Origin of the sequence: Vreelandella hamiltonii (assembly GCF_014651795.1) — a bacterium.
GTDB classification, from domain to species: Bacteria; Pseudomonadota; Gammaproteobacteria; order Pseudomonadales; family Halomonadaceae; genus Vreelandella; species Vreelandella hamiltonii.
In genome coordinates, this window is sequence record NZ_BMXO01000001.1 from 319,246 (window position 1) to 340,389 (window position 21,144).

The 21,144-nt window shown below is 58.6% G+C and carries 23 protein-coding genes; 8 read left to right on the top strand and 15 right to left on the bottom strand.

Annotated elements, in window-relative coordinates:
- Window positions 1-41: 41 nt before the first annotated feature.
- Genes IE061_RS01630 through IE061_RS01640 form a run of 3 tightly spaced genes read right to left on the bottom strand, consistent with a single transcriptional unit; the run spans window position 42 to window position 3,381 of the window.
- Window positions 42-1,973 (bottom strand): glycosyltransferase family 4 protein, encoded by a 1,932-nt coding sequence (locus tag IE061_RS01630; RefSeq protein WP_193460790.1) that lies wholly within the window; start codon window positions 1,971-1,973, stop codon window positions 42-44.
- Entirely contained in the window at window positions 1,970-2,368 is a 399-nt protein-coding gene (locus IE061_RS01635) for a 6-pyruvoyl trahydropterin synthase family protein (RefSeq protein ID WP_039176600.1), read from the bottom strand. Before IE061_RS01635 ends, IE061_RS01630 begins: the two co-directional genes overlap by 4 nt.
- Before the next feature lie 14 nt (window positions 2,369-2,382).
- Window positions 2,383-3,381, bottom strand: coding sequence for a zinc-dependent alcohol dehydrogenase (locus IE061_RS01640; protein ID WP_193460791.1), 999 nt, complete (start codon window positions 3,379-3,381; stop codon window positions 2,383-2,385).
- A gap of 260 nt (window positions 3,382-3,641) precedes the next feature.
- Here IE061_RS01640 and IE061_RS01645 point away from each other — a divergent pair, with 260 nt between their 5' ends.
- From IE061_RS01645 to IE061_RS01670, 6 genes are all read left to right on the top strand, one after another.
- A complete protein-coding gene (locus IE061_RS01645) occupies window positions 3,642-4,376 on the top strand; it encodes a CDP-alcohol phosphatidyltransferase family protein (RefSeq protein ID WP_193460792.1) in 735 nt (244 codons plus the stop codon).
- Window positions 4,377-4,502: 126 nt separating this feature from the next.
- The gene (locus IE061_RS01650; RefSeq protein WP_016914618.1) at window positions 4,503-5,435 is read left to right on the top strand and encodes a CysB family HTH-type transcriptional regulator; all 933 of its coding nucleotides are present in this window, start codon (window positions 4,503-4,505) and stop codon (window positions 5,433-5,435) included.
- 130 nt (window positions 5,436-5,565) lie between these two features.
- Window positions 5,566-6,642 carry a sulfate ABC transporter substrate-binding protein gene (locus IE061_RS01655; RefSeq protein WP_308429476.1) on the top strand — a complete coding sequence of 359 codons (1,077 nt, stop codon included), beginning with the start codon at window positions 5,566-5,568 and terminating at the stop codon, window positions 6,640-6,642.
- 68 nt (window positions 6,643-6,710) lie between these two features.
- Entirely contained in the window at window positions 6,711-7,541 is an 831-nt protein-coding gene (gene cysT / locus IE061_RS01660; RefSeq protein WP_096922510.1) for a sulfate ABC transporter permease subunit CysT, read from the top strand.
- Window positions 7,542-7,554: 13 nt separating this feature from the next.
- A complete protein-coding gene (cysW, locus tag IE061_RS01665; RefSeq protein ID WP_016914621.1) occupies window positions 7,555-8,442 on the top strand; it encodes a sulfate ABC transporter permease subunit CysW in 888 nt (295 codons plus the stop codon).
- Between the two features lie 32 nt (window positions 8,443-8,474).
- Complete coding sequence (locus IE061_RS01670; RefSeq protein ID WP_039176615.1) at window positions 8,475-9,554, top strand: sulfate/molybdate ABC transporter ATP-binding protein; 1,080 nt, start codon at window positions 8,475-8,477, stop codon at window positions 9,552-9,554.
- Between the two features lie 150 nt (window positions 9,555-9,704).
- Here IE061_RS01670 and IE061_RS01675 read toward each other — a convergent pair whose 3' ends face one another.
- The 5 genes from IE061_RS01675 to IE061_RS01695 form a co-directional block, all read right to left on the bottom strand.
- A complete protein-coding gene (locus tag IE061_RS01675) occupies window positions 9,705-10,847 on the bottom strand; it encodes a molybdate transporter family protein (RefSeq protein ID WP_193460794.1) in 1,143 nt (380 codons plus the stop codon).
- Window positions 10,848-10,960: 113 nt separating this feature from the next.
- Window positions 10,961-11,842 carry an ABC transporter permease gene (locus tag IE061_RS01680; protein ID WP_193460795.1) on the bottom strand — a complete coding sequence of 294 codons (882 nt, stop codon included), beginning with the start codon at window positions 11,840-11,842 and terminating at the stop codon, window positions 10,961-10,963.
- Window positions 11,829-13,136 (bottom strand): threonine synthase, encoded by a 1,308-nt coding sequence (locus IE061_RS01685; RefSeq protein WP_193460796.1) that lies wholly within the window; start codon window positions 13,134-13,136, stop codon window positions 11,829-11,831. The genes IE061_RS01680 and IE061_RS01685 overlap by 14 nt, the downstream gene beginning before the upstream one ends.
- The gene (locus IE061_RS01690; protein ID WP_193460797.1) at window positions 13,133-13,990 is read right to left on the bottom strand and encodes an ABC transporter ATP-binding protein; all 858 of its coding nucleotides are present in this window, start codon (window positions 13,988-13,990) and stop codon (window positions 13,133-13,135) included. The genes IE061_RS01685 and IE061_RS01690 overlap by 4 nt, the downstream gene beginning before the upstream one ends.
- Window positions 13,990-15,003, bottom strand: a complete 1,014-nt coding sequence (locus IE061_RS01695; RefSeq protein ID WP_039176618.1) for an ABC transporter substrate-binding protein — start codon at window positions 15,001-15,003, stop codon at window positions 13,990-13,992. Before IE061_RS01695 ends, IE061_RS01690 begins: the two co-directional genes overlap by 1 nt.
- 283 nt (window positions 15,004-15,286) lie before the next feature.
- Between IE061_RS01695 and IE061_RS01700 the strand changes: the two genes are divergently transcribed.
- Window positions 15,287-16,222 carry a TauD/TfdA dioxygenase family protein gene (locus IE061_RS01700; protein ID WP_144981809.1) on the top strand — a complete coding sequence of 312 codons (936 nt, stop codon included), beginning with the start codon at window positions 15,287-15,289 and terminating at the stop codon, window positions 16,220-16,222.
- Between the two features lie 286 nt (window positions 16,223-16,508).
- Complete coding sequence (locus IE061_RS01705; protein ID WP_039176623.1) at window positions 16,509-17,093, top strand: manganese efflux pump MntP; 585 nt, start codon at window positions 16,509-16,511, stop codon at window positions 17,091-17,093.
- A gap of 70 nt (window positions 17,094-17,163) precedes the next feature.
- Here the strand turns inward: IE061_RS01705 and bla are convergent, their stop codons facing one another.
- From bla to dhiT, 7 genes are all read right to left on the bottom strand, one after another.
- Complete coding sequence (bla, locus tag IE061_RS01710) at window positions 17,164-18,045, bottom strand: class A beta-lactamase (protein ID WP_193460798.1); 882 nt, start codon at window positions 18,043-18,045, stop codon at window positions 17,164-17,166.
- Between the two features lie 101 nt (window positions 18,046-18,146).
- The gene (locus IE061_RS01715) at window positions 18,147-18,569 is read right to left on the bottom strand and encodes a GFA family protein (RefSeq protein WP_189463932.1); all 423 of its coding nucleotides are present in this window, start codon (window positions 18,567-18,569) and stop codon (window positions 18,147-18,149) included.
- A 38-nt stretch (window positions 18,570-18,607) separates the two neighbouring features.
- Complete coding sequence (locus IE061_RS01720) at window positions 18,608-19,078, bottom strand: GNAT family N-acetyltransferase (RefSeq protein ID WP_193460799.1); 471 nt, start codon at window positions 19,076-19,078, stop codon at window positions 18,608-18,610.
- A gap of 23 nt (window positions 19,079-19,101) precedes the next feature.
- On the bottom strand, window positions 19,102-19,629 hold the full coding sequence (locus IE061_RS01725; protein WP_096922491.1) for a GNAT family N-acetyltransferase: 528 nt from the start codon (window positions 19,627-19,629) through the stop codon (window positions 19,102-19,104).
- Window positions 19,630-19,726: 97 nt separating this feature from the next.
- A complete protein-coding gene (locus IE061_RS01730; RefSeq protein ID WP_193460800.1) occupies window positions 19,727-20,191 on the bottom strand; it encodes an OsmC family protein in 465 nt (154 codons plus the stop codon).
- A gap of 63 nt (window positions 20,192-20,254) precedes the next feature.
- On the bottom strand, window positions 20,255-20,776 hold the full coding sequence (gene dhiA, locus IE061_RS01735) for a type II toxin-antitoxin system antitoxin DhiA (RefSeq protein ID WP_189463935.1): 522 nt from the start codon (window positions 20,774-20,776) through the stop codon (window positions 20,255-20,257).
- On the bottom strand, window positions 20,770-21,039 hold the full coding sequence (dhiT, locus tag IE061_RS01740; protein WP_189463936.1) for a type II toxin-antitoxin system toxin DhiT: 270 nt from the start codon (window positions 21,037-21,039) through the stop codon (window positions 20,770-20,772). Before dhiT ends, dhiA begins: the two co-directional genes overlap by 7 nt.
- Window positions 21,040-21,144 lie beyond the last annotated feature (105 nt).

Sequence of the window (21,144 nt, forward strand, 5' to 3'; positions counted from 1 at the left end):
GTCGTACCCAGGGCGCACGCCAGCCGCGCGCGAACACCTTGCTACCCCGCCACCGCTGGCAGCGCCAGCAGATCGTGATGGCCTACCCACACGCCCCATTGGCCACGCTCCACGGCGTCCAGCCTGGCCGTGCGCCATTCGGCAATACGCGTGGCCGCTTCCGGCGCCTGCTCCGTGGCGGCGGCGGCCCAGCCCTCTATCAGCGAGCGAATCAGCGGCTCATGGGTGGTGTCTCCTGCGTCCAGTTGCCAGGGCGTGGCAGCCTCTTCAAGGCTATACCCCCGGCGCTTGAGCGCCTCCGCGAGCGCAGCATGGGCGTGGCCTCCCAGCGCCTCGCCCAGCCCCTTGTCACGCTGCTGGTGGGCATTGAACAGGCCCCGTACGAAGCGATCTTCGGGGTGGTCGAGTGGCTGGTGCTCCGCATCGATGAAGCACCACTCCCCCGTCACGCTGAGACTGACCAGCAGCGCCTGCCGCTGCTCGGCGCACTGGGCGGCCAGCGCATCGATCCACGGCTGGGAGACCAGATCGATGAGCGCCGAGGCACTGACCACATTGGCTTCCAGCAAGGCAGGGTGCGCCAGCGTCGCCAGCGAGGTGCAGTGGGTTGCCACCTGGACGGGCTGGCCACGGGCATCGTGGAGCTGCATGGCACGGCCACGGGCTTCCTTGAGCAATTCAGGGTCGTGGTCGAACAACGCCCAGCGCTGAGGAACGCTCAGCCGGGGCACCAAAAACTGTACGTTGCTGCCCCGCCCACAGCCCAAATCTGCCAGGGTGACGCTGTCACGGTTGGCCAGCCAGGCATTCAAACCTGCCAACAGCGCGCTGCTGCGCGACTGGCTATCCACGCGCTCGCGCTGGCTGAGCCAACTGGCCGCAAACTGGCTGCCTGCAGGCATGTTCGGCGCGGCCCCCATGTTCAGCGCGCTGGCAAACTGGGCACCCGCCGCCTGCCAGTCATTGAGCTCTCCGCGTGCGACCGCAGCGCCTGCCCGCAGCGCCGTGCGTAGGGCCTGGTCACTGCAGAACTGCTCCAGCGCCGCCTGCAATGCGGGCACATCGCCAGGCGCAACGCTCAAGCCAGCGCCTTCGGGTAGCGTATCGCTCAGGGCGCCACCGGTGGTGGTGATCACGGGCAGGCCATGGGCCAAAGCTTCGGTCACCACCATGCCGTAACCTTCGTACCAGGAAGGCAGTACCAGCGCGTGAGCCCGGTGATAGGCAGCTTCCAGGGTGGCGGCATCACACTCACCGTGCAGCGCGATGCGCTCGCCCAGGTGGTGCTCTTCCAAGCGCTGGCGGACGCTGGCGCTGAACTCGGCGTCTCGCTCGGCACCATAGCAGTCACACTGCCAGGGCAGATGGGTCAGCCCTGCCAGCGCCTTCACCAGCACGTCCTGCCCTTTGCGCGGCGTCAGGGTGGCAACGCACAGCAAGCGCAGGGGTTCACCCTCACGCGGCGCCGGGCTGATAGGGGCATGCGCCACGCCAGGCTCCACCACGCTGATCGGCGCAGTGAGCGGCACGGCGTACTGCTCGGCCAGCGCCTTCAAGCGCCGCGCGGTGAAACGGCTGGTCACGATGATACGCGCCACGCAGCCAAGCCCCGTCAGCTCACTGCGGTGCAGATGCTGCTGCTCATCGCTGGACAGCCCCTGCTCATCCCCCAGCGGGTGATGCAGCAGCGCGGTCAGGTCCAGCCTGTCGGCATGTCGTGCGACCACGTCGGGCAGCGCGCCCACGGCCAGGCCATCGAGAATCACTCGGGCGCCTGACGCCTGCTGCTCCAGCGCGTGGGCCAGGGCGCTCGCCGCGACCTCATCGGCCAGCGGGAAGCGCCCTTCCAGGCCCACCACCGTCACCTGGTGGCCCTGCTCGCGCAGCGCCTCCACGATGCGGGCATCATAAAGATAACCGCCGGTACGCTGGCCAGGGTCGCCGGCCACGATCAGGTTAAATCGTTGGCTCATAGCTCGCCTTCGTAGCTTGCCCAGGCCACATGGGATTCATGCAGCTTGATTTCCATGCGGGTCAGCCCCTTGGCAGTCTCTCCCATCCTGCCGCCACGAATCGCTTCGGCCAGCTGATCGAAAATCACCTTGGCCATGAATTCGGTGGTGGTGTTCTGGCCGGTAAACTCGCTCACCTCGTCCAGGTTGCGGTAGTTGTATCCCGCCAACACTTCCTTGACGGTTTCACTGGCCAGCCCGATATCGATGACCAGCCCATCCTCATCCAGCGCAGGGCGCTGAAAGATGACATCCACCACATACGTTGCCCCATGGGTACGCTGCGCAGGGCCGAAGATATCCCCTTTGAAGCTATGGGCAATCATGAAATGGTCACGAACACATAGACGGTACATGGCAACTCCTTGGGTTATTCAGGTTCATCCTGAACGGGGTAACGAATGCGATGGCACAATGCCTTGCTGCCCGGGCCAAACAACGCCGGCGCCAAGGCAGGCAAGTCCATGAAATTGCTCTCACCGCTGATCAAGACATCCAGCGTCGGATCGGCCAGCAGGCGCAACGCCAGGGCCAGGCGACGCTGGTAGTTCCAGCGAGGTTGCAGCTTGGCAGGCAGCTGGCCCACCTGGCTGGCGCGCAGGGTCAAACGTTGGGAATGGAACGCGCCGCCCAGGGGCAGCGCCACGTCACCCTCCCCGAACCAGCTCATTTCGATCACGCGCCCTTCCTGGCCCACCAATGACATGGCCAGGCGAAGGCCCTCAGGATGACCGCTGGCATGAATCACGCAATCCTGATCCGCAGGGGCCTGCTCCGGCAGGGCAAACGGCACCCCCAGGGCATCGGCCAACGCCTCACGCTCGCCATTGATATCGATGAGCTGCACCTGCACCCCAGCAATACGCGCGCACAGGTAAGCCACCAGCGCACCCACGACGCCGCCGCCCACGACACATACCCGTTCACCGAGCATGGGGTTGGCATCCCACACGCCGTTGATGGCGGTTTCCATGTTGGCGGCCAGCACCGCCCGGTAAGCCGGTACGTCAGCGGGCACCGGCACCACCATGGTGGCCGGGACGATATAGCGGTCCTGGTGGGGGTGAAGACAAAATACGGTCTGGTCGACCAGCGCCTGAGGGCCATGGGTCACGCGGCCTACGCTGCAATAACCATATTTGACAGGGCCAGGGAACTCCCCCACCTGAAAGGGCGCGCGCATACGCTGGGTCTCGCTGCTCGGCACACGGCCATGAAACACCAGCGACTCGGTGCCTCGACTGACGCCGCTGTAAAGCGCACGCACACGCACATCGTCTTGGCCCATGGCAGGGAGAGATTCGGACTGGATTGCACCGTGGCCTGGGCGGGTGACCCAAAAGGCCTGAGCGGTATCAGGCACTGACATGACATTTCCTTATCGTTGAAGCGCAAGTTCCCTGCGTTGACCCAAGCCTTTGCAAGAGTTGGCGACTTTTCAAGGGCTAACCTATAGCTTAGCTTAGAAAAGAAAACGGTCTATTAACGTTTATTAACCTTCGTGACGCGGCTCGACAGCTGACCACGAAAGCACAAGCAGCGCGCCATATCTATACAACAATGATACATTGATAAATTATTGCACCACTAATTTCAACTGCGGATGACGATGCCGCTTCGAGAGCCTTCATGCCCCCAGCCTCACACACTTCGGAATCGCCACGCTTCAATCGGCTTCATAGCGGCCTGGAGCTGCTGCTGGGGGGCCTGTTACTGGGCGGTCTGGGATGGCTCATGGGTCCGCTCATGGCGAGTGCCGCCAACTGGTGGTTAGCCGTCGGCTTATATGCCGTGATGAGCGCGCTAGTGCTGTTGTTTTGGCCCTACGGTGCGCTGGGCTGGGCGAATAGAGTCACCCTCGGGCGTGGTGTACTGGTGGCACTGGTGGCTGGCGCCCTGGTGGGCGGCGCCTTTCAACAGGCCATTGGGCTATGGCTGGGTGTCGCCGTGATTGCCCTGCTACTGGACGGCGTGGACGGCTGGATTGCCCGCCGCACCCACAGCCACTCGCCCTTTGGCGCACGCTTTGACATGGAGCTGGATGCCCTGCTGATCCTGCTATTATGCCTGGCCCTGATGCGCGCAGAAGCCCTGGGGCCCTGGGTATTGCTGATTGGCGCAATGCGCTATGGCTTCGTGGCAGCAGGATGGCTGCTGCCCTGGCTAGAGGCGCCGTTGTACGACAGCTTCCGCCGCAAACTGATCTGTGTCTGGCAGGTCACGGCACTCCTGTTGGCACTGACTCCCTTCACCTCCCCCCTTTACGCCAGCCTGCTGGCCCTGGGAGCCCTGCTCAGCCTGGCTTACTCCTTTGGGGTAGACGTATGGTGGCTGTATCAACGGCGCCGCACGACCACGGGCTGATTGCCCTGCGGCGCCATTCCGCTGCGAGCGATAAAGATATCGCAAAATATAATTATGGAATAAGAGCATTGATTTAATATTCTTTTCACGAATATCAAATCACATATGGACTGGGTAACGCTCGCTATGAACTTACAGCAACTGCGCATCGTGCGTGAGACGGTACGCCAGCATTTCAACCTGACCGAGGCTTCCAACGCCCTTTTCACCTCGCAATCTGGTGCCAGTAAACATATTCGGGATCTGGAAGAAGAGCTCGGCGTCGAGCTTTTCGAGCGCCGTGGCAAACGCATTCTTGGGCTTACCATTGCCGGCAGTACGCTGATGGACTTCATCGAGCGTATCCTGCTCGATGTCGAAAACCTCAAGCGCTCGGCCCATCAGCTCACCCACGAAGACCAGGGCAGCCTGGCCATTGCCACGACCCACACCCAGGCACGCTATGCGTTGCCACCGATCATTGCCCGTTTCAAACAGGCCTTTCCCAAAGTGCATCTCGAGCTTCATCAGTGCAGTCCGGAAGAGATCGTCTCGCTGCTCAAAGCGGGCAAGGTGGATATCGGTATCGCCACAGAGGCACTGCACGAGGAGGGGCAGCTGTTTGCCTGTTTCCCGTTCTACCATTGGTACCATGGAGTCGTGGTGCCTGAGGAACACCCCCTCAACGATGGCCTGCCGCTCACCCTGGCACGCATTACCGAGCACCCGATCGTGACCTACCACGAAGGCTTCACTGGCCGAGCACGCATTGATACCGCCTTTTCTGCCGCGGATGTGTACCCGGACATCGTGCTTACCGCGCTGGATGCAGACGTCATCAAAACTTACGTAGAGCTGGGAATGGGCGTTGGGCTCATTGCCTCCATGGCGTACCACGAGCAGCGCGATCAAGGATTGAAACTCCTGGATGCAAGCGCCCTCTTCCCTCGCAACACCACCTATCTTGCCCTGCGCCGCGGCCACTTCCTGCGTGGATATGCCTATCAGTTCTTGAAACTCTGCCGCGAAAACCTGGACGAAGAGACGGTTCAGCGCGTGTTGGCAGGGCGGCCCCTTTAATCACAAAAAAATATAAGCAATCCGTTTTTTATTGGTTAATTTGCATAACGACTCTCCCTTACGCTGTGTTCATCAACACCATTGATCGACACAACAAACGATCATCATGATCATCCTGGGAGCCGCAAACATGCCAATCTTGTCATTCCGTCAAACGCTTTCCAACGCACACCCGCTGACCAAACTGGCCGCCGCTGTACTGTTCAGCAGTGCAGTGGTCGCCGGCGTGATGGTCAGCAGCCCCAGCCATGCGCAAAGCGACCGCGTCGAGCTGCTCAACGTCTCTTATGACCCTACCCGCGAGTTTTACCGCGAGTACAACACGATTTTCGCTGAGCATTGGCAAGCCGAGCATGGCCAGGCGGTCAACGTTCGCCAATCTCATGGCGGCTCAGGTTCGCAAGGTCGTGCGGTGATCGATGGCCTGGATGCCGATGTGGTGACGCTGGCATTGGCCTACGATGTCGATGCTCTCCACCAGCGCGGTGAGCTGATCCCGGAAGACTGGCAATCACGCCTTCCCAACAACAGCTCTCCTTATACGTCTACCATCGTGCTGCTGGTGCGTGACGGTAACCCCAAGAATATTCAAGACTGGGATGACCTGGTACGTGACGACGTAGAAGTGATTACGCCAAACCCCAAAACGTCTGGAGGCGCCCGCTGGAACTACCTGGCACTGTGGGGCTATGGACTGGACAAGTTTGACGGCGATGAAGAGCAAACCTACGAATTCGTTCGTCAAGTATACGAAAACGTCCCCGTTCTGGACCCAGCAGCGCGCGGTGCAACGAACACCTTTGTACAGCGTCGCATCGGGGACGTTTTCATTGCCTGGGAAAACGAAGCTTTCCTATCGGTGGAGCAGTTGGGGCAAGGCGAATATGAAATCATCGTGCCTTCCCAGAGTATCCTGGCAGAACCCCCGGTCACCGTCGTGGATGCGAACGTGGATCGTAAAGGCACCCGAGAGGTGGCAGAAGCCTACCTGGAGTTTCTCTACACCGATGACGCTCAGCATCTGGCAGCCAAGCACTACTATCGTCCCAGCAATCCGGACATTTTGGCTGAGTACAGCGATAGCTTCCCTGAACTGACGCTCTTCACCATCGATGAAGCGTTGGGGGGATGGCAGCACGCCCAGGAAACCCACTTCAACGATGGCGGCATTTTTGACCGTATTCTGGAAGACATCAACGCGCGTTGATCTTTCGTTCTGGCCTTTGGCAAGGAGCCCACGGTGGCTCCTTGCTGGCGTTACATCAAGGGGGGATTATGGCGGCTACGCTGGTCAAACGACGGGTAATACCCGGCTTTGGGCTCACCATGGGCTTCACGCTGTTATACATGGGGCTGGTGTTTTTCATTCCCGTGGGCGCGTTTCTTCTTTACACCACGACCATGAGCTGGGACACCTTCTGGAGCGCCATTACCCAGCGCCAGGTCGTGGCCTCCTACAAACTTTCGTTTGGTGGATCACTCATTGCCGCGACCATCAATCTGGTCTTCGGGGCGCTTCTTGCCTGGGTATTGGTACGCTACCGCTTTCCAGGCAAACGGCTCATCGATGCCCTGGTCGACCTGCCTTTCGCTCTGCCGACGGCGGTTGCAGGCATCGCACTCGTCACCCTCTATGCCAGTACCGGCTGGGTGGGCCAATACCTGGACGTGTTCGGTATTCGCGTTGCCTACACGCAGCTGGGGGTCATCATTGCATTGACCTATATCGGCTTGCCCTTCGTGGTGCGTACGGTGCAGCCCGTGCTGGAGGACCTGGAAGCCGAGTTGGAAGAAGCATCAGCGAGCCTGGGGGCCGACCGGCTCACCACGATTCGTCGCGTGATCTTCCCCGCGCTGTTTCCAGCCCTGTTGACCGGCTACGCGCTGGCGTTTGCACGCGCCTTGGGAGAGTACGGTTCCGTCGTGTTCATTTCGGGGAACATCCCCTTTCGCACTGAAATCACACCGCTTCTCATCGTCGCGAAAACCGAACAGTACGACTACCACGGCGCTGCTGCCATCGGCACGGTAATGCTGGTGGCCGCTTTTCTGATGCTGCTGGTCATCAACGGCCTGCAGTGGTGGACAAGCCGACGCCATGGATAAAGGAGCCTACGACGTGGCCACATCAAGCACTGTAATAGATACCAACGACACCATAGCCAAACGCTGGCGCAGAGCCACCGAAGAGCCTGCCTGGATACGTGTCACCTTGATCACGATCTCGCTGATCTTCGTGGCGCTATTTCTGTTGCTGCCTCTCTCGGTCGTGCTTTATGGCGCCTTCGAGCGAGGCATCAGCGTGTGGTACGACGCCATTCGCGATCCCGATGCCATGTCAGCCATCCGCCTGACCCTGTTGATCGTCGCGATCGTGGTGCCCCTCAATACGCTGTTTGGCGTGGCGGCCGCTTGGGCCATTGCCAAATTCGAGTTCAGAGGCAAGCCCATCCTGATCTCGCTGATCGATATGCCTTTTGCCATTTCGCCCGTGGTGGTCGGGTTGATCTTCGTCATCCTGTTTGGTTCACAGGGCTGGCTGGGGCCGTGGCTGTCAGCCCATGACCTGCGCATCATCTTTGCCGTCCCCGGCATCGTGATCGTGATTGCCTTTGGCACCCTGCCCTTCATCGCACGCGAGCTGATTCCGCTCATGCAACAGCAGGGAAAAGAGGAAGAAGAAGCCTCCCTGACGCTGGGAGCCAACGGTTGGCAAACCTTCTGGCACGTGACACTGCCCAATATCAAATGGGGCCTTATTTATGGCGTGATTCTGTGTAATGCACGCGCCATGGGCGAATTTGGCGCTGTCGCGGTGGTGTCGGGACGCATCCGTGGTGAAACCAACACCATGCCGCTGCATATCGAAGTGCTTTACAACGAATACATGTTCACCGCGGCCTTTGCCGTCTCTTCTCTGCTCACGGGCCTGGCCCTGGTCACCATTGCGATCAAGAGCGTGGTGGAGTGGCAAGAAGAACGTCGGCAGCGGCTTGCCGCCGCCTGAACCACGAACGCTTACGTTACAAGAGACGACACATGAGCATAGAGATCGATCACGTCAACAAGCACTTTCGCGACTTCGTGGCCGTAGACAACGTCAGCCTGACCTTTCGCGATGGTGAGCTGACCGCCCTGCTGGGCCCTTCGGGTTCGGGCAAGACCACCCTGCTGCGGATCATTGCAGGACTGGAGCAGCCAGACACCGGCAGAATCCGCTTTCACGGCGAAGACACCACAGACCTGCACGTCAGTGAACGAGGCGTAGGCTTTGTTTTCCAGCACTACGCCCTGTTCAAGCACATGACCGTGTTTCAAAACGTTGCCTATGGCTTGACGGTACGCCCTCGGAAAACGCGACCCAACAAAGCCGAGATCAAACAGAAAGTCATGCGGTTGCTTGAGCTGGTACAGCTCGATTGGACGGCACACCGCTATCCTCATCAGCTCTCGGGTGGCCAGCGCCAGCGGATTGCACTGGCGCGTGCTCTGGCGGTAGAGCCTAAAGTACTGCTACTCGATGAACCGTTTGGCGCCCTGGATGCCAAAGTGCGTGCCGAGCTGCGCCGCTGGCTGCGTCGATTACACGACGATATCCACGTGACCAGCGTGTTCGTGACCCATGACCAGGAAGAGGCGCTGGAAGTCTCAGACCGGGTTGTTGTAATGAACAAAGGCCGCGTAGAGCAGGATGGTTCACCAGAAGACGTGTACGACCACCCGGCCAATCCGTTCGTCTATCAGTTCTTGGGCAACGTCAACTTGTTCCATGCACGTGTGCATGATGGCATCGCCAAGATCGGGGAGGTACACCTGCCCGCTCCAGAGTTCGAAGGGTACAAAAACGAGCAGGGGCAAGCCTACGTTCGGCCTCACGAAATCGAGGTGTTCGCGGGATCGGAACATGCAGACGCCCTGCATGCCAAGATAGAACTGGTATCGGTCGTGGGGCCCACCGTGCGGCTTGAACTACGCACGGATAACAGCGAAACCCTCGTACATGCCGAACTCAGCAAACACCGCTACCGCTCGCTGGGCCTTCAACAGGGGGGCGATGCCTGGATCCGTCCTACTTACAGCCGCGTGTTCCTGCCTGATGAACGTGTTTCAAACGGTTAAGCGCCTGGCACATCAGTGCGTTCGCGGGTGGCTCAAGCCCCCGCGAACGACACTTCGCGTGTCAGCCCACTCGCGGCCTCCCAAGCCACCGCGTGCATCATGGTTCGGTCCACGGGACATCATGGACTGGATCGATGGGCCATAACGGCGTCAGGCTGTGCGTTCGCTCAAGCGACGAAGCACCATTTTGCGCCCCCACTCCGTCACTCCCCCCGCAAGCAGCCCCCAGAAAGGATTGACCCACACCGTCAGTGCAGCCGTCACCACGATGACCGGCACACACGACGCTCTACAGTCAAACAAACGCTTTGTGATGGCCAACTGCCAGGCAGTCACCAGCAGCAATGCCCCCAAACCTGCCATCGGTATGGAGGACAGTAATGTCAGGCCCACATTGCCCGGCAGCACCACCAACCCCAACAGCAGCAAACCAAGCATCAATGGCGCTCCCCCACTGCGCGCCCCAAAACGGTAATGCGCAGTTACGCCGCCGGCACCGTGGCACATGGGAAAAGCACCCAGTGGCGTCAACAGTGTATTGGCCAACCCACTGGTCACCGACAAACGTGCAGGGGTCACATGAGCAGCACGATCACCAAAATGATCGCTAGCCAACAAGGCCGTCAACAGAATGGCATTTGTAAACGTCAGGGATAGCTGCGGCAGTACGAGGCTAAAGAGCGCTTCGTGCAACTCCGACATGGAAGGCAGTGAAGGTACAGCCACCCAACCCATGCCATCAGGCTCGATCATGACTCCCGATTCCCCCAGCAAGTATGCCAACCCCGTAGCGGCCAAAAGCGCGATGAACACGGCTGGCCAACGGGTGAACGTCATCAGCCCGACGAGTAACACTAGCGTGGCCCCAGCCACCCAGGGTGCTGACGCCATCAAGCCCAGACTCATCGTGCCCAACATGATCCCAAGGCCCAGCTGCAAACCCGCCAACACAGATTGAGGCACCAGGCGAGCCACTTTGCTGATCCAGCCCGTCAACCCTAACACCAATAGCGTGATGCCCATGATGACACCGGCAGCCGCCAGGCTGGACGGCGCCAAGCCTGCCGTCAACAGGGCCGCCGCCACTGCTTTCATGGGCTGAACAGGGATAGGAAGCCGATAATAACCGGCAGTGAACAGGTAAAAGAGAGCAAAGCCCAGCAGCACTGGCCCAGGGGCCATGCCCGCAATTGCAATCGCACCCAACATCAGCGGCAGCAGCGTTCCCATGTCCCCCAAGGCGCCACTGAACTCGCGAAGCGTCAATACGAAGCTCTCACCGCGCGATGTCATGCTGTTGCTGCTGTCTTTCATATATGTCGCCTGATGGAAATGGCCAAACATACAATAGCTCAAGGCAGCCGTTGAAGGGACATGGAGAGCCAACAGCTCGCTAGGTAGACATGTCAGCGCACCATGCCCCAGCGCTTCACCGTCAGGCGCTCGACGTTATCGAAGAAGATGTTTTCCACCAGCAGGCCAATCACAATGACGACGACCAAACCTGCGAAGACGTTATCGGTGTAAAGCTCGTTACGGTTCTGGAAAATGTACCAGCCAAGGCCAGCTTTGCCTGACGACGCACCAAACACCAGCTCGGCGGCGATCAGGGTACGCCAGGCAAACGCCCAGCCAATTTTCAACCCCGCCAGCAAGGCAGGCAGCGCCGCGGGAATCAGAATGAACGCCACATAGCGCAATCCCTTGAGACCATAATTGCGCCCGGCCATGCGTAGCGTTTCTGACACACCTTGAAAGCCTGCGTGAATATTGATCGCCATGGCCCACAGCACCGAGTGCACCAACACGAAAATCAAGCTGGCCTCGCCCAGGCCGAACCACAGCAGCGCCAGCGGCAACAGGGCAATGGCGGGCAGCGGGCTAAACATGGACGTCAAGGTGGTCAGCAAGTCGCGACCAATACGGGTGGACACCGCCAATGTCGTCAACGCCAAGGCCAAAAATGCGCCTAGCGCAAAGCCTTTCAGCAGTACGCTCAGCGATGCCCCCACCCTTGCCAGCAACACGCCTGATGCCAATCCATGCCAAAGGGCACTCGCGGTTTCCATGGCACTGGGAAGCATCAGCGGATTGTTCTGCACCCTGGCCACCACCTCCCAAGCGGCCACCAACAACAGCAGAATGACGGTTTTACGCACCACACTCTGATCCCATAGTCGTTGACCAGCGCTGCGCGTGACTTTCAAATCGCGTTCATCGACAGGCGGCAAGTCAAAGAAGCGATCAGCACGTGGGTCGATGGAACTACGCAGGTCATGTACGCTCATGTGAATCTCCTGAGGCCGTCGTCTCTCCCAGAACGGGAATAGCACTTTCTTTACCCAGTACGTCGACTTGAAACGATTGGCTATCGGGGTATTTGATGCCCGCGCCCGTATTCAGCGCCACCACGCGTTCATGAGTGCCGATTTCGCCGAGCGTGCTCAACTCCCTGGCAGCGGCAAGCACAGCGGCGCCCTCTGGACATACGAAGGTGCCCTCTAATTGGGCTGCTCGGGTTTGCTCCCAGCGAATGGCTGTTTCACTCACCGCAATGGCACGCCCACCAGTGGCATACAGGGCATCCAACACCAGAAAATCCCCCAACGCCTTCGGTACGTTGATACCAAACGCATGGGTATGGCTGCGCTCCCAAAACTCGGATACCCGAGCGCCTTCTTGCCACGCCTTGACGATGGGCGCACAGCCACTGGCTTGCACGGCAATCAAGCGCGGCAGCTTGCCGGTCACCCAACCCAGTGCTTGAAGCTCCTGCAAGGCTTTATAAATACCGATGAGCCCAACGCCACCGCCCGTGGGGTACAGAATCACATCGGGCAGTTGCCAACCGAGCTGCTCGGCCAACTCCAGGCCCATGGTTTTCTTGCCCTCGATGCGATATGGCTCTTTGAGAGTGGAAGCATCGTAATGACCGGTGGCGTTTACCCACTCCGCAATTTGTTTGCCCGAATCACTGATCACGCCATCGACCAGCGTTAGACGGGCGCCTGCTGCAGCGCACTCCTGGCGCGTAATAAAGGGGGCATCCAGCGGCATGCTGATGGTGGCCTTGATGCCTGCCCGAGCGGCATATAACGACCACGCGGCACCCGCATTGCCATTGGTTGGCATGGCCAGGTGCGTCACCCCCAATTCTTTGGCGCGGGAAATGCCCACCGCCGCCCCGCGCGCCTTGAACGACCCCGTGGGTAACAGGCCTTCGTCTTTCATGACCAGATTATGCAGGCGCATGTCGGCACCCAGTGAAGGCAACTCGATCAGCGGTGTGACCACTTCCCCCAAACTGACGATGGCACTTGGTGTCGTCACGGGCAGCAGCTCGTGATAACGCCACAGGTTCCAGGGGCGCAGGGCAAGCGCCTCCTTCGACCATGAACGCCCAAGCGCCTCGAGGTCATAGCGCACCAGTAGCGGCGAGCCACACTGGCAAAGCTGTTGAACGTGCTGATGGGCGTACTCGGCCGCGCAGCGCGGGCAATAAAGCCCTTCCACATAGCTGTAACGCGTGGTCGTGGAAGACGTGACCTGGGTCTCTTCCACAGGATTGGCTAACACACTCATGGCGCCACCTCATGTTCGAATAGCAGCCGATGAATGGTTTGCGTGCGCGCTTTCGTGGCTTCGCTGCCCAGGCTGTGCAAGCTATCGTCAGCGCAGCCCAGCTCGGCGCGCACTCGTCCGGGATGGGGCGACAACAGCAACACTCGGTTGCCAATGACCTGTGCCTCTTCGATGGAGTGGGTCACGAACAGCAGCGTAAAGCCCTCTTGCTCCCACAGGGCCAGCAACTCTTCCTGCATCTTGCGCCGAGTGAGCGCATCGAGCGCTGCAAAGGGTTCATCCATCAGCAATATCCGTGGCCGCATGGCCAGCGCTCGGGCAATGGCCACGCGCTGTTTCATGCCACCGGAAAGCGTGTGCGGGTAGGCATCGGCAAACTGCCTCAGTCCGACTTTATCCAGTGTTTCCAGCGCACGTGACTCCGCCGCCTTGCGGCCCAACGTGCGAGAGGCCAGCAGTGGGAACATGACGTTCTGTTTGACAGTCTTCCAGGGCGGTAGCTGATCAAACTCCTGAAACACCACGATGCGGTCGGGGCCAGGGCCATGCAAGGTATGACCATCCAGGCGAATACTGCCCTCCACAGGGGTAAGAAAGCCCGCGATGGCCTTGAGCAGCGTAGACTTGCCACAGCCCGAAGGCCCCAGCAGTACGAACCGGTCACCTTCCTGCACGTTGAAGCTCACCTGCTGCGTGGCTTTCACGACATGCTGACGCGTGCGGTATTCCAAAGTGACGTTGTCGACTTCCAGCCTGGGGGCTGCAGCGGCAACGGGTGTTTTCGTTGGGGAGTAAGCCTCACGATCCAGCGAGGCCTCACCCAGCACATGGCGTTTACGCAGTGCAATCGACATCAGCTCCCCTCCCAAGCGTGAATATCATCGAAGAAGTAGTCCTGCCATGAGGTGGGCTCATTACGTATCGCGCCGACCTCAAACAGAAACTCTGCCAGAGGGAAGGTGTTGTGGGGCACCAGCGAGAAACTCACTTGCTCATCGGTAATGATCGATTCCAGAAAGTCGATATCCAGCTGCGTGCCGCTCAAGCGCTGATAGATGTGAGCCGCTTCGCGAGGGTCTTCTTCTATGAAGGTTCTGGCCTCTTCCAGGGCCTCCAGAAACGCTGCGTAGACCTCAGGGTTGTCAGCGCGGAATGCCTCCGTGGCATACAGAACGGTAGGTGAAATCGGCCCGCCCATGATCTCGTACGAATCGGTGATCTTGTGCACGCCTTCATGTTCGAGCGCTTGATACTGGAAAGGGATCGCTGAGAAGTGGGTGTTGATTTCAGTGCCACCGCTGATCAAGGCAGCCGTGGCATCGGGATTGGGTAACGCTACGGTGTTGCCTTCCAACCGATCGAACTGATCATTGCCGAAGGCATCCGCCACCGCCTTTTGCAAAAAACGTGACTGCACCGATACGCCGACGGCAGGCACGGCAATGCGGTCTCGCTCGCTAATGTCGGCCAGCGTGCGTATCTCAGGGTTGTTGGTGATCAGGAAATTGGGAAACTCGCCCAGCGACGCCACGCCTTTCACATTCTGATTGCCATGGGTTCGGTCCCACACGGTCAACAGCGGCCCAACGCCCGCCCCGGCAATATCGATACTGCCCGACAACAGCGCATCGTTGACCGCTGCACCCCCTGACAGCTGCAGCCACTCAACGTCTACGTCTACCCCTCGCTCGGCAGCGTATTTTTCGATCAGCGACTGGTCACGGGCAACATGCAGCAAGAGATAGGTAATGCCGAACTGCTCGGCAATACGCAGCGGTTCGGCGGCAAACACCGGAGACGCCGTTGCCAAGGAGGCGGCCAATAGGGTGCCTGATACGCCAACGGCAGAAAACAGTCGTTGTTTCATGAAAGTGCTCCAAGCCAAGTGATGGATGGCACCACCTTAACGAGCGGCTGGCATCATCAGAAATGACTCTTTTAAGCACGCTTATCACTCCCTGGCTGAAAACGTTATTCAAAAAAACGCCATGTGCATCGTATAAAAACGTTAGCCGATTTTGTTATTTGGAAATCTCTTCAAGGGTCTTCAATAGTGTCACGACAGCAACGCAACTCTTTTCAAAACGACGCTTTTCAAAACGATGCTTTTCAAAAAAAGGCTCGGCCACCTACGCCAGGAGACTAACCACATGCTGACTAATCGAAATAAAAACACTGGCCTGTCGGTACGCCCACTCAGTGGTCATATTGGCGCAGAAGTCGAAGGGCTCGACGCAGCACACCTCGACCAAGAGGGATTTTCCACACTCAAAGCGCTGTTTCTGGAGTACCAGGTCTTGATACTGCGCAATCAAGTGCTTACCCGAGACCAGCATATTGCCTTGGGCAAGCGCTTTGGCGAGTTGCATATTCACCCCATGGCCAAGGCTCCCGAGGGATACCCGGAGATATTCCCCATCGAAGCCGATGCCAACTCCTCGAATGACCCCAAAGCCATTCGAAGCGGCAAGCGTGCTGTCAACGGCGGGCACTGGCACTCGGATGTTTCCTGCGACGAAGAGCCGCCGCTGGGCAGTTTGTTATACCTGCGCGAAGTTCCCGCACGAGGTGGAGACACTCTGTTCAGCAGTGGCTATGCTGCTTACGAAGCGCTTTCTCCCGCCCTGCAGCGTTTTCTGGAGGGCCTCACCGCTGTTCACTCAGGAGAGGCAACCTACCGCCTGCACTATGGCAATCAAGCGGCCAAAGACCGCAGCCAGTTTGGCTTCAACAATGGGGCCACCTACCCGGAGGCCATTCACCCCGTGGTACGCACACACCCGGAAACAGGCCGCAAAAGCCTGTTCGTCAACCGTGGCTTCACCCGGGAAATCGTGGAGCTTGGCCATGCCGAAAGCCAAGCCTTGCTGGCGTTTCTCTACCAGCATCAAGAGGCCCCCGAATGGACCGTGCGTTTGAACTGGACACCCAACAGCCTGGCCATCTGGGATAATCGTTGCACTCAGCACCGCGCTATTTTCGACTACGCTGGGCAAGCACGTCGCGGTGAGCGAGTGACGATAAAAGGTGATCGCCCCTTCTTTGCCTCTGCACTTCCCACCATTGAGTGGGGGTTAGCGGGCTAATCTGACAAGCTCAGCCCTGAACCAAGCACGATGAGAGCGGACTGTTCATCGTGCTTGGCCTTTTCTTCGTTTCAACCTGCCTGCAAGATTAATAAACACCAACAAAATAAGCTGACATTCATATTCTTAGCCAAGGCTATATTTATTACTTAACGAAAACTTTATTTTTTAATCACGCGCTTGTTATCACTCTAAAACCTGATAGGATTCCGTCCATTCAAATACCCGACCCACATACTCGGGTATAGGTATTCACTGGTTCTTCAGATAACGTGAGCCGTTTGCGATGACACCTGTAGCCCTGCTCTTTTTAGCGGTTTCCATGTCGGCGGATGCCTTTGCTGCGTCACTCAGCAAAGGGGCCGAACTGACCAAACCACGCTGGCGACATGCCCTGGGCATTGGCCTGATATTCGGCACCATCGAAGCGATCACCCCAGTGCTGGGCTGGGTAGCAGGCAAGGCTTCTCAACAGTACGTGGAAGCCTGGGACCACTGGGTCGCGTTTGTACTGCTGACCGCCATTGGCCTGCACATGATGTACGAAGGGCTAAAAAAAGAAGAGCAGGTAGCCCACCGCAAGCAAACGCTCTGGCTACTGGTACTGACCGCCATTGCCACCAGCCTGGATGCCATGGCCGTCGGCGCCAGCTTGGCGTTTATCGACGTGGATATCATTACCACCAGCTTGGCCATCGGCCTGGCGACCACCGTCATGGCCTCGATGGGCACCTTGCTCGGCCACAAACTGGGGCGCTACGTGGGCCACTGGGCAGAGCTGATGGGCGGGGTGGTATTGATCGGGATTGGGGTGATGGTACTGATAGAGCATACCGGCGGTGGCGTTACCAGTATGCTACAGGCACTGTAACCTGCGTAGCCTCATGTACATCACCCGCAGGGTAGCCATGAGCCACCCTGCGGGTGCTCAGGAGCGATGTTCAGCGCTCATCCAGATACGCTTGCACCACTTCCCCCAACGACGCAATGGCTTCGTTGCGCGCTTCGAACGTTGCGTCTGTTTCGGTGAGGTAGAACACGGCCACGGTGGGCGCCTGCTCAGGAGGCCAGATGATGGCCGTGATGGAACGAGAGCCATAGCCACCTGCACCGGTTCTATCGGCGATCACCCAATCGAAAGGCATGGCGGCACGAAACAGCCCATCGGCCACGGCGTTGCCCTTCATCCAGTCTTGCAACTGCTGCCGAGATTCCGGGGTGAGCACATCGCCCAGCACCAGCGTTTCCAGCGTGGCCAACATCGCATTGGGCGTGGTGGTGTCGCGCTCGTCCCCAGGCGTGGCTTCGTTCAGCTCGGTTTCGAAACGGTCGAGCCGCGTGACGGAATCGTCCAGGCGGCGTGCAAAAGCCGTGATGGCTTCCGGCCCGTCCAGGGCTTCCAGTATCAGGTTGGCCGCCGTGTTGTCGCTGGTGGTCATGGTGGCATCGCACAGCTCGAACAGCGTCATTGGCCGGTGGCCAGCATACTGCTCGGTCACCGGCGAGTAAGTCACCAGCGCCGACTCATCGAAACTGACCTCGGTATCCAGCGCTAGCTGCCCTTCATCCACTTGCTCCAGCAGCGCGCCACACGCCAGCGTTTTGAACGTGCTGGACATGGCAAAGCGCTCGTCCGCGTTCACCTCCCAGCGCTTGCCCGTGGCCAGATCATGCGCCGCAAAGCCAATGCGCGCGTCCAGCGCCTGTTCGATACGCGCCAGCTCAGCGCTGATGGGATCGTCTTGCGCCATCGCAACAGACGAAGCAAACAGCACGCACGCCGACAGCGCAGCACGCATCCAGCGTGGTTGGCGGTGATTCATGGGTAACCTTCCTGGCCGTGAGGGAAAATAGACAACATGAGTGTAGCGCGACTTTTGCAAGGTACGATGATAGCCAGGACACTGGCCACTCATCCGCACGCCTACTGAAGCAGAGCGTGAAGTGCCTGAAGGCTCTCGGGAGAGCCCTGGATACGCTGGCAGTGGTTGGTTTCTTGCTCCCAGGTAGCTGCCGAGGCCACGTGCAAATGCACCGCCACCCTGGCATCGGTCTCGCCTTCCAACAGCCCGGCAGGCACCCACATCCAGTCGCTGCCGCGCAGTTGATTCGGCACTGGACTACCGCAGGTGGCGCAAAAGTCGCTGCGATAGCCGCTTTCCCGCTGATACGAGCGGACATTCTCCTGCCCCGAGCGCCACTGAAACTGCTCCCCCGGGACGAAGGTGGCCGCATTGGCCGCCGCGCCGGTGGCCTTGCGACATAACGAACAGTGGCACTGGTACAGGTGAGGCAGCTCACCCTCGATCGTGAACGCCACTTCCCCACACAGGCACTCGCCTTTCATGTGCTGCTCCTTGAAAATTCTCCGCACGCCATCGCTGGCTACGCCATGCTGGGGTTATACAGAATCACCTCATCCCCGGCACCATAACCGCTGACCACCGCCGCGCGGGAAACCCCCAGGGTCGATTGATACAGTTTTTCCGCGAAGTTGCCTTCCGAGGTGGTTACCATCACCGCCCCGACACCGCAGCCCAGGCCACGCACGTGGGCCTTGAACGGAGCCAATGACTCCACGATGAGCCGCTTACCCAGCCCCTGGCCCGCCGCGTCGGGATGAATGCCGATCTGCTCCAGCTCGATGATGCTTTTTTCCCGAAAGCCGTTCTTTACGCACCACAGGATATAGCCACGCACCACGCCCGCTACTTCTACCACGTAGTACACGCCCCGCGGGTAGGCGTTAAACGATGCCTCGATCCACTGGACATGGTTCTTCTCGCGGGGGAAACAGGCCTGATACACATCAGCCATGGCGGCAATATCGCTTCTTTCTGCTGCTCTTACGGTCACTTTAAAATCCTTTTCTTGCGGGCTTACATCATGACTTTTTCAAAACCAAAAAACTCTAGCCTGTGTGCCTTGCTGCCCCGCGCCTCGTCGCCTGGGGCGGGGTAGTCGCGGTGGTAAAAAGAGACGATCTTGAAACCACACTTGTTGACATAAAAGTGGATGTTGCGCTTTTCGAAGTACGGCGTGTGGGTCACCCATACCCGCGTGGCGGGGTACGCCTGCTCGATAGCCTGCCAGGCACGGTAGCCCACCCCACGCCCGAGGGAGTTGGGCAAGAGGTAGAACAGATCCAGAGTATTGCGCTGGGTCGATGCCTCCAGGGTGACAATCGCACCGCCCACTTTCTCACCATCCAGAAGGATGTGATGCACCACGGCATCGGGGGCGGTCAGGGATTGGTCGATATCGTCATCCGATGGAATCAGTCCCGGCTCTACCGCACCAAAGGCCTCTTCCACGGCCACGCTGAACGAGGCCTTGAGTTCTTGCTTGAATGCATCGAATGTCGAAGCGTCGGCCAGCGCCAACGTGACGTTAGAGGAGTGTTCCATGGCAGTGCCCATCCGCTTAACGAGAGTATCCATCAACCGCTTAGGCTAACCGCTGCCAGGACGTTTTGCCATCCTGCGCAGCCCCTACAGCCCCGCTTCAACGCTGAATCTCGGTCACGACCTCGGTCTTGACGGAGTTGGCGATAAAGCACTTTTCATGGGCGGCGTGATGGAGCTGTTCGAGCGTCTCGACTGAAGGTGTTTCCGCTGCAAACAGCGCTTTGGGCCGTAGGGTCACCCTGGTCATGGCAATTTTCCCGTCGCTGCCCTTCTCCATCACCCCCACGGCGTGGTCCACGTAGCTTTCCACCACCAAGCCCTGCTGAGCGGCAAGGGCCAGGAAGAACAGCATATGGCAGCTGGAAAGCGAGGCCACGAACGCCTCTTCCGGGTCGACGTTGGCCTCCACCGAGTAGGGCAACGGCACCACATGGGGCGATGACGACGCCGCCACGCGGACGCCCCCATCGAACACCCACTCGTGCCCACGACTATAGCGCTGATCTATAAAGGCTTCATCGGCCCCACGGGCCCAGTGAATGGAAGCGGTGTATTCGGCCATGGGGGTTCCTTTAGCTCAATCGCTGGGTGCGAATACCTTCAATGCGTAAACGCAGAATACAGCTTAAATGGAAGACTCGTTGATACTGACAGCACGCTCTTGCGCGAGCTCAATCACTGCGTGCCCCAGTTGAACCAACGTATCAAAATTGGGCCTGGTTTCAGGTTTTAAGGAACGATAAGCACTGGTGCGACTTTTGATACCTGCTTTGGCAATCACTTGACTGTGACCAAATTGTTCCACATAAGAGCGAATGGCGGCTTGCAAAATATCGGCGCGTCCCTCTTTCATCGATTCCCAGGAAGCCTGCTTAATGACGGCTTCCATTTCTTGAACGTTAACAAAAACGTCTGCGGATTTTTGCTCACCTTTGGTAATAGCACGCAGTGTTGCCGCAGAAAGCTCGTTGCCACTCCAATTGAGGGATCCTTCTGGTGTTAAGGAAAAACGCTTGAAATCCTTGATCTCAGAAAAGGGAGGCTTACTGAAGTAAGCTGTCAGATCAGCGCGGCCGAGGTAGCCATCGCTGAACGTTAGCGCCAAGGCATGACCTGAAATGACATCAACATCCACGATTTTTAGCATACATCACCTAGCTTACCCGGGTTTTCGCCATTCACTGCTTTGTGCCACATCACCATCAACTGTTCACGGTGCTCGAAAATATGGCTCTCCGCTCTCTTACGCTGCTTGTTAGGTAGATACCCCTCCAGGCACTCACCCGTTTCAATCGCAATGATCAGTTCGTAGCTACCATACTTCACATGAAGGTGGGGTAGCTTATGTTGCTTGTTATCAAAAAAATACAAGCAAAAAGAAAGGCCTAGCAACGCATCAATTTCCGGCATGGTATCTCTAACGCCTGTTACTTCAATAGACTATAGCAACGTATCCTTGAAGAGACAAAATAGAAAATTTTCGAGGCACGGATAGTCTACGCTGGGTGCATGAAC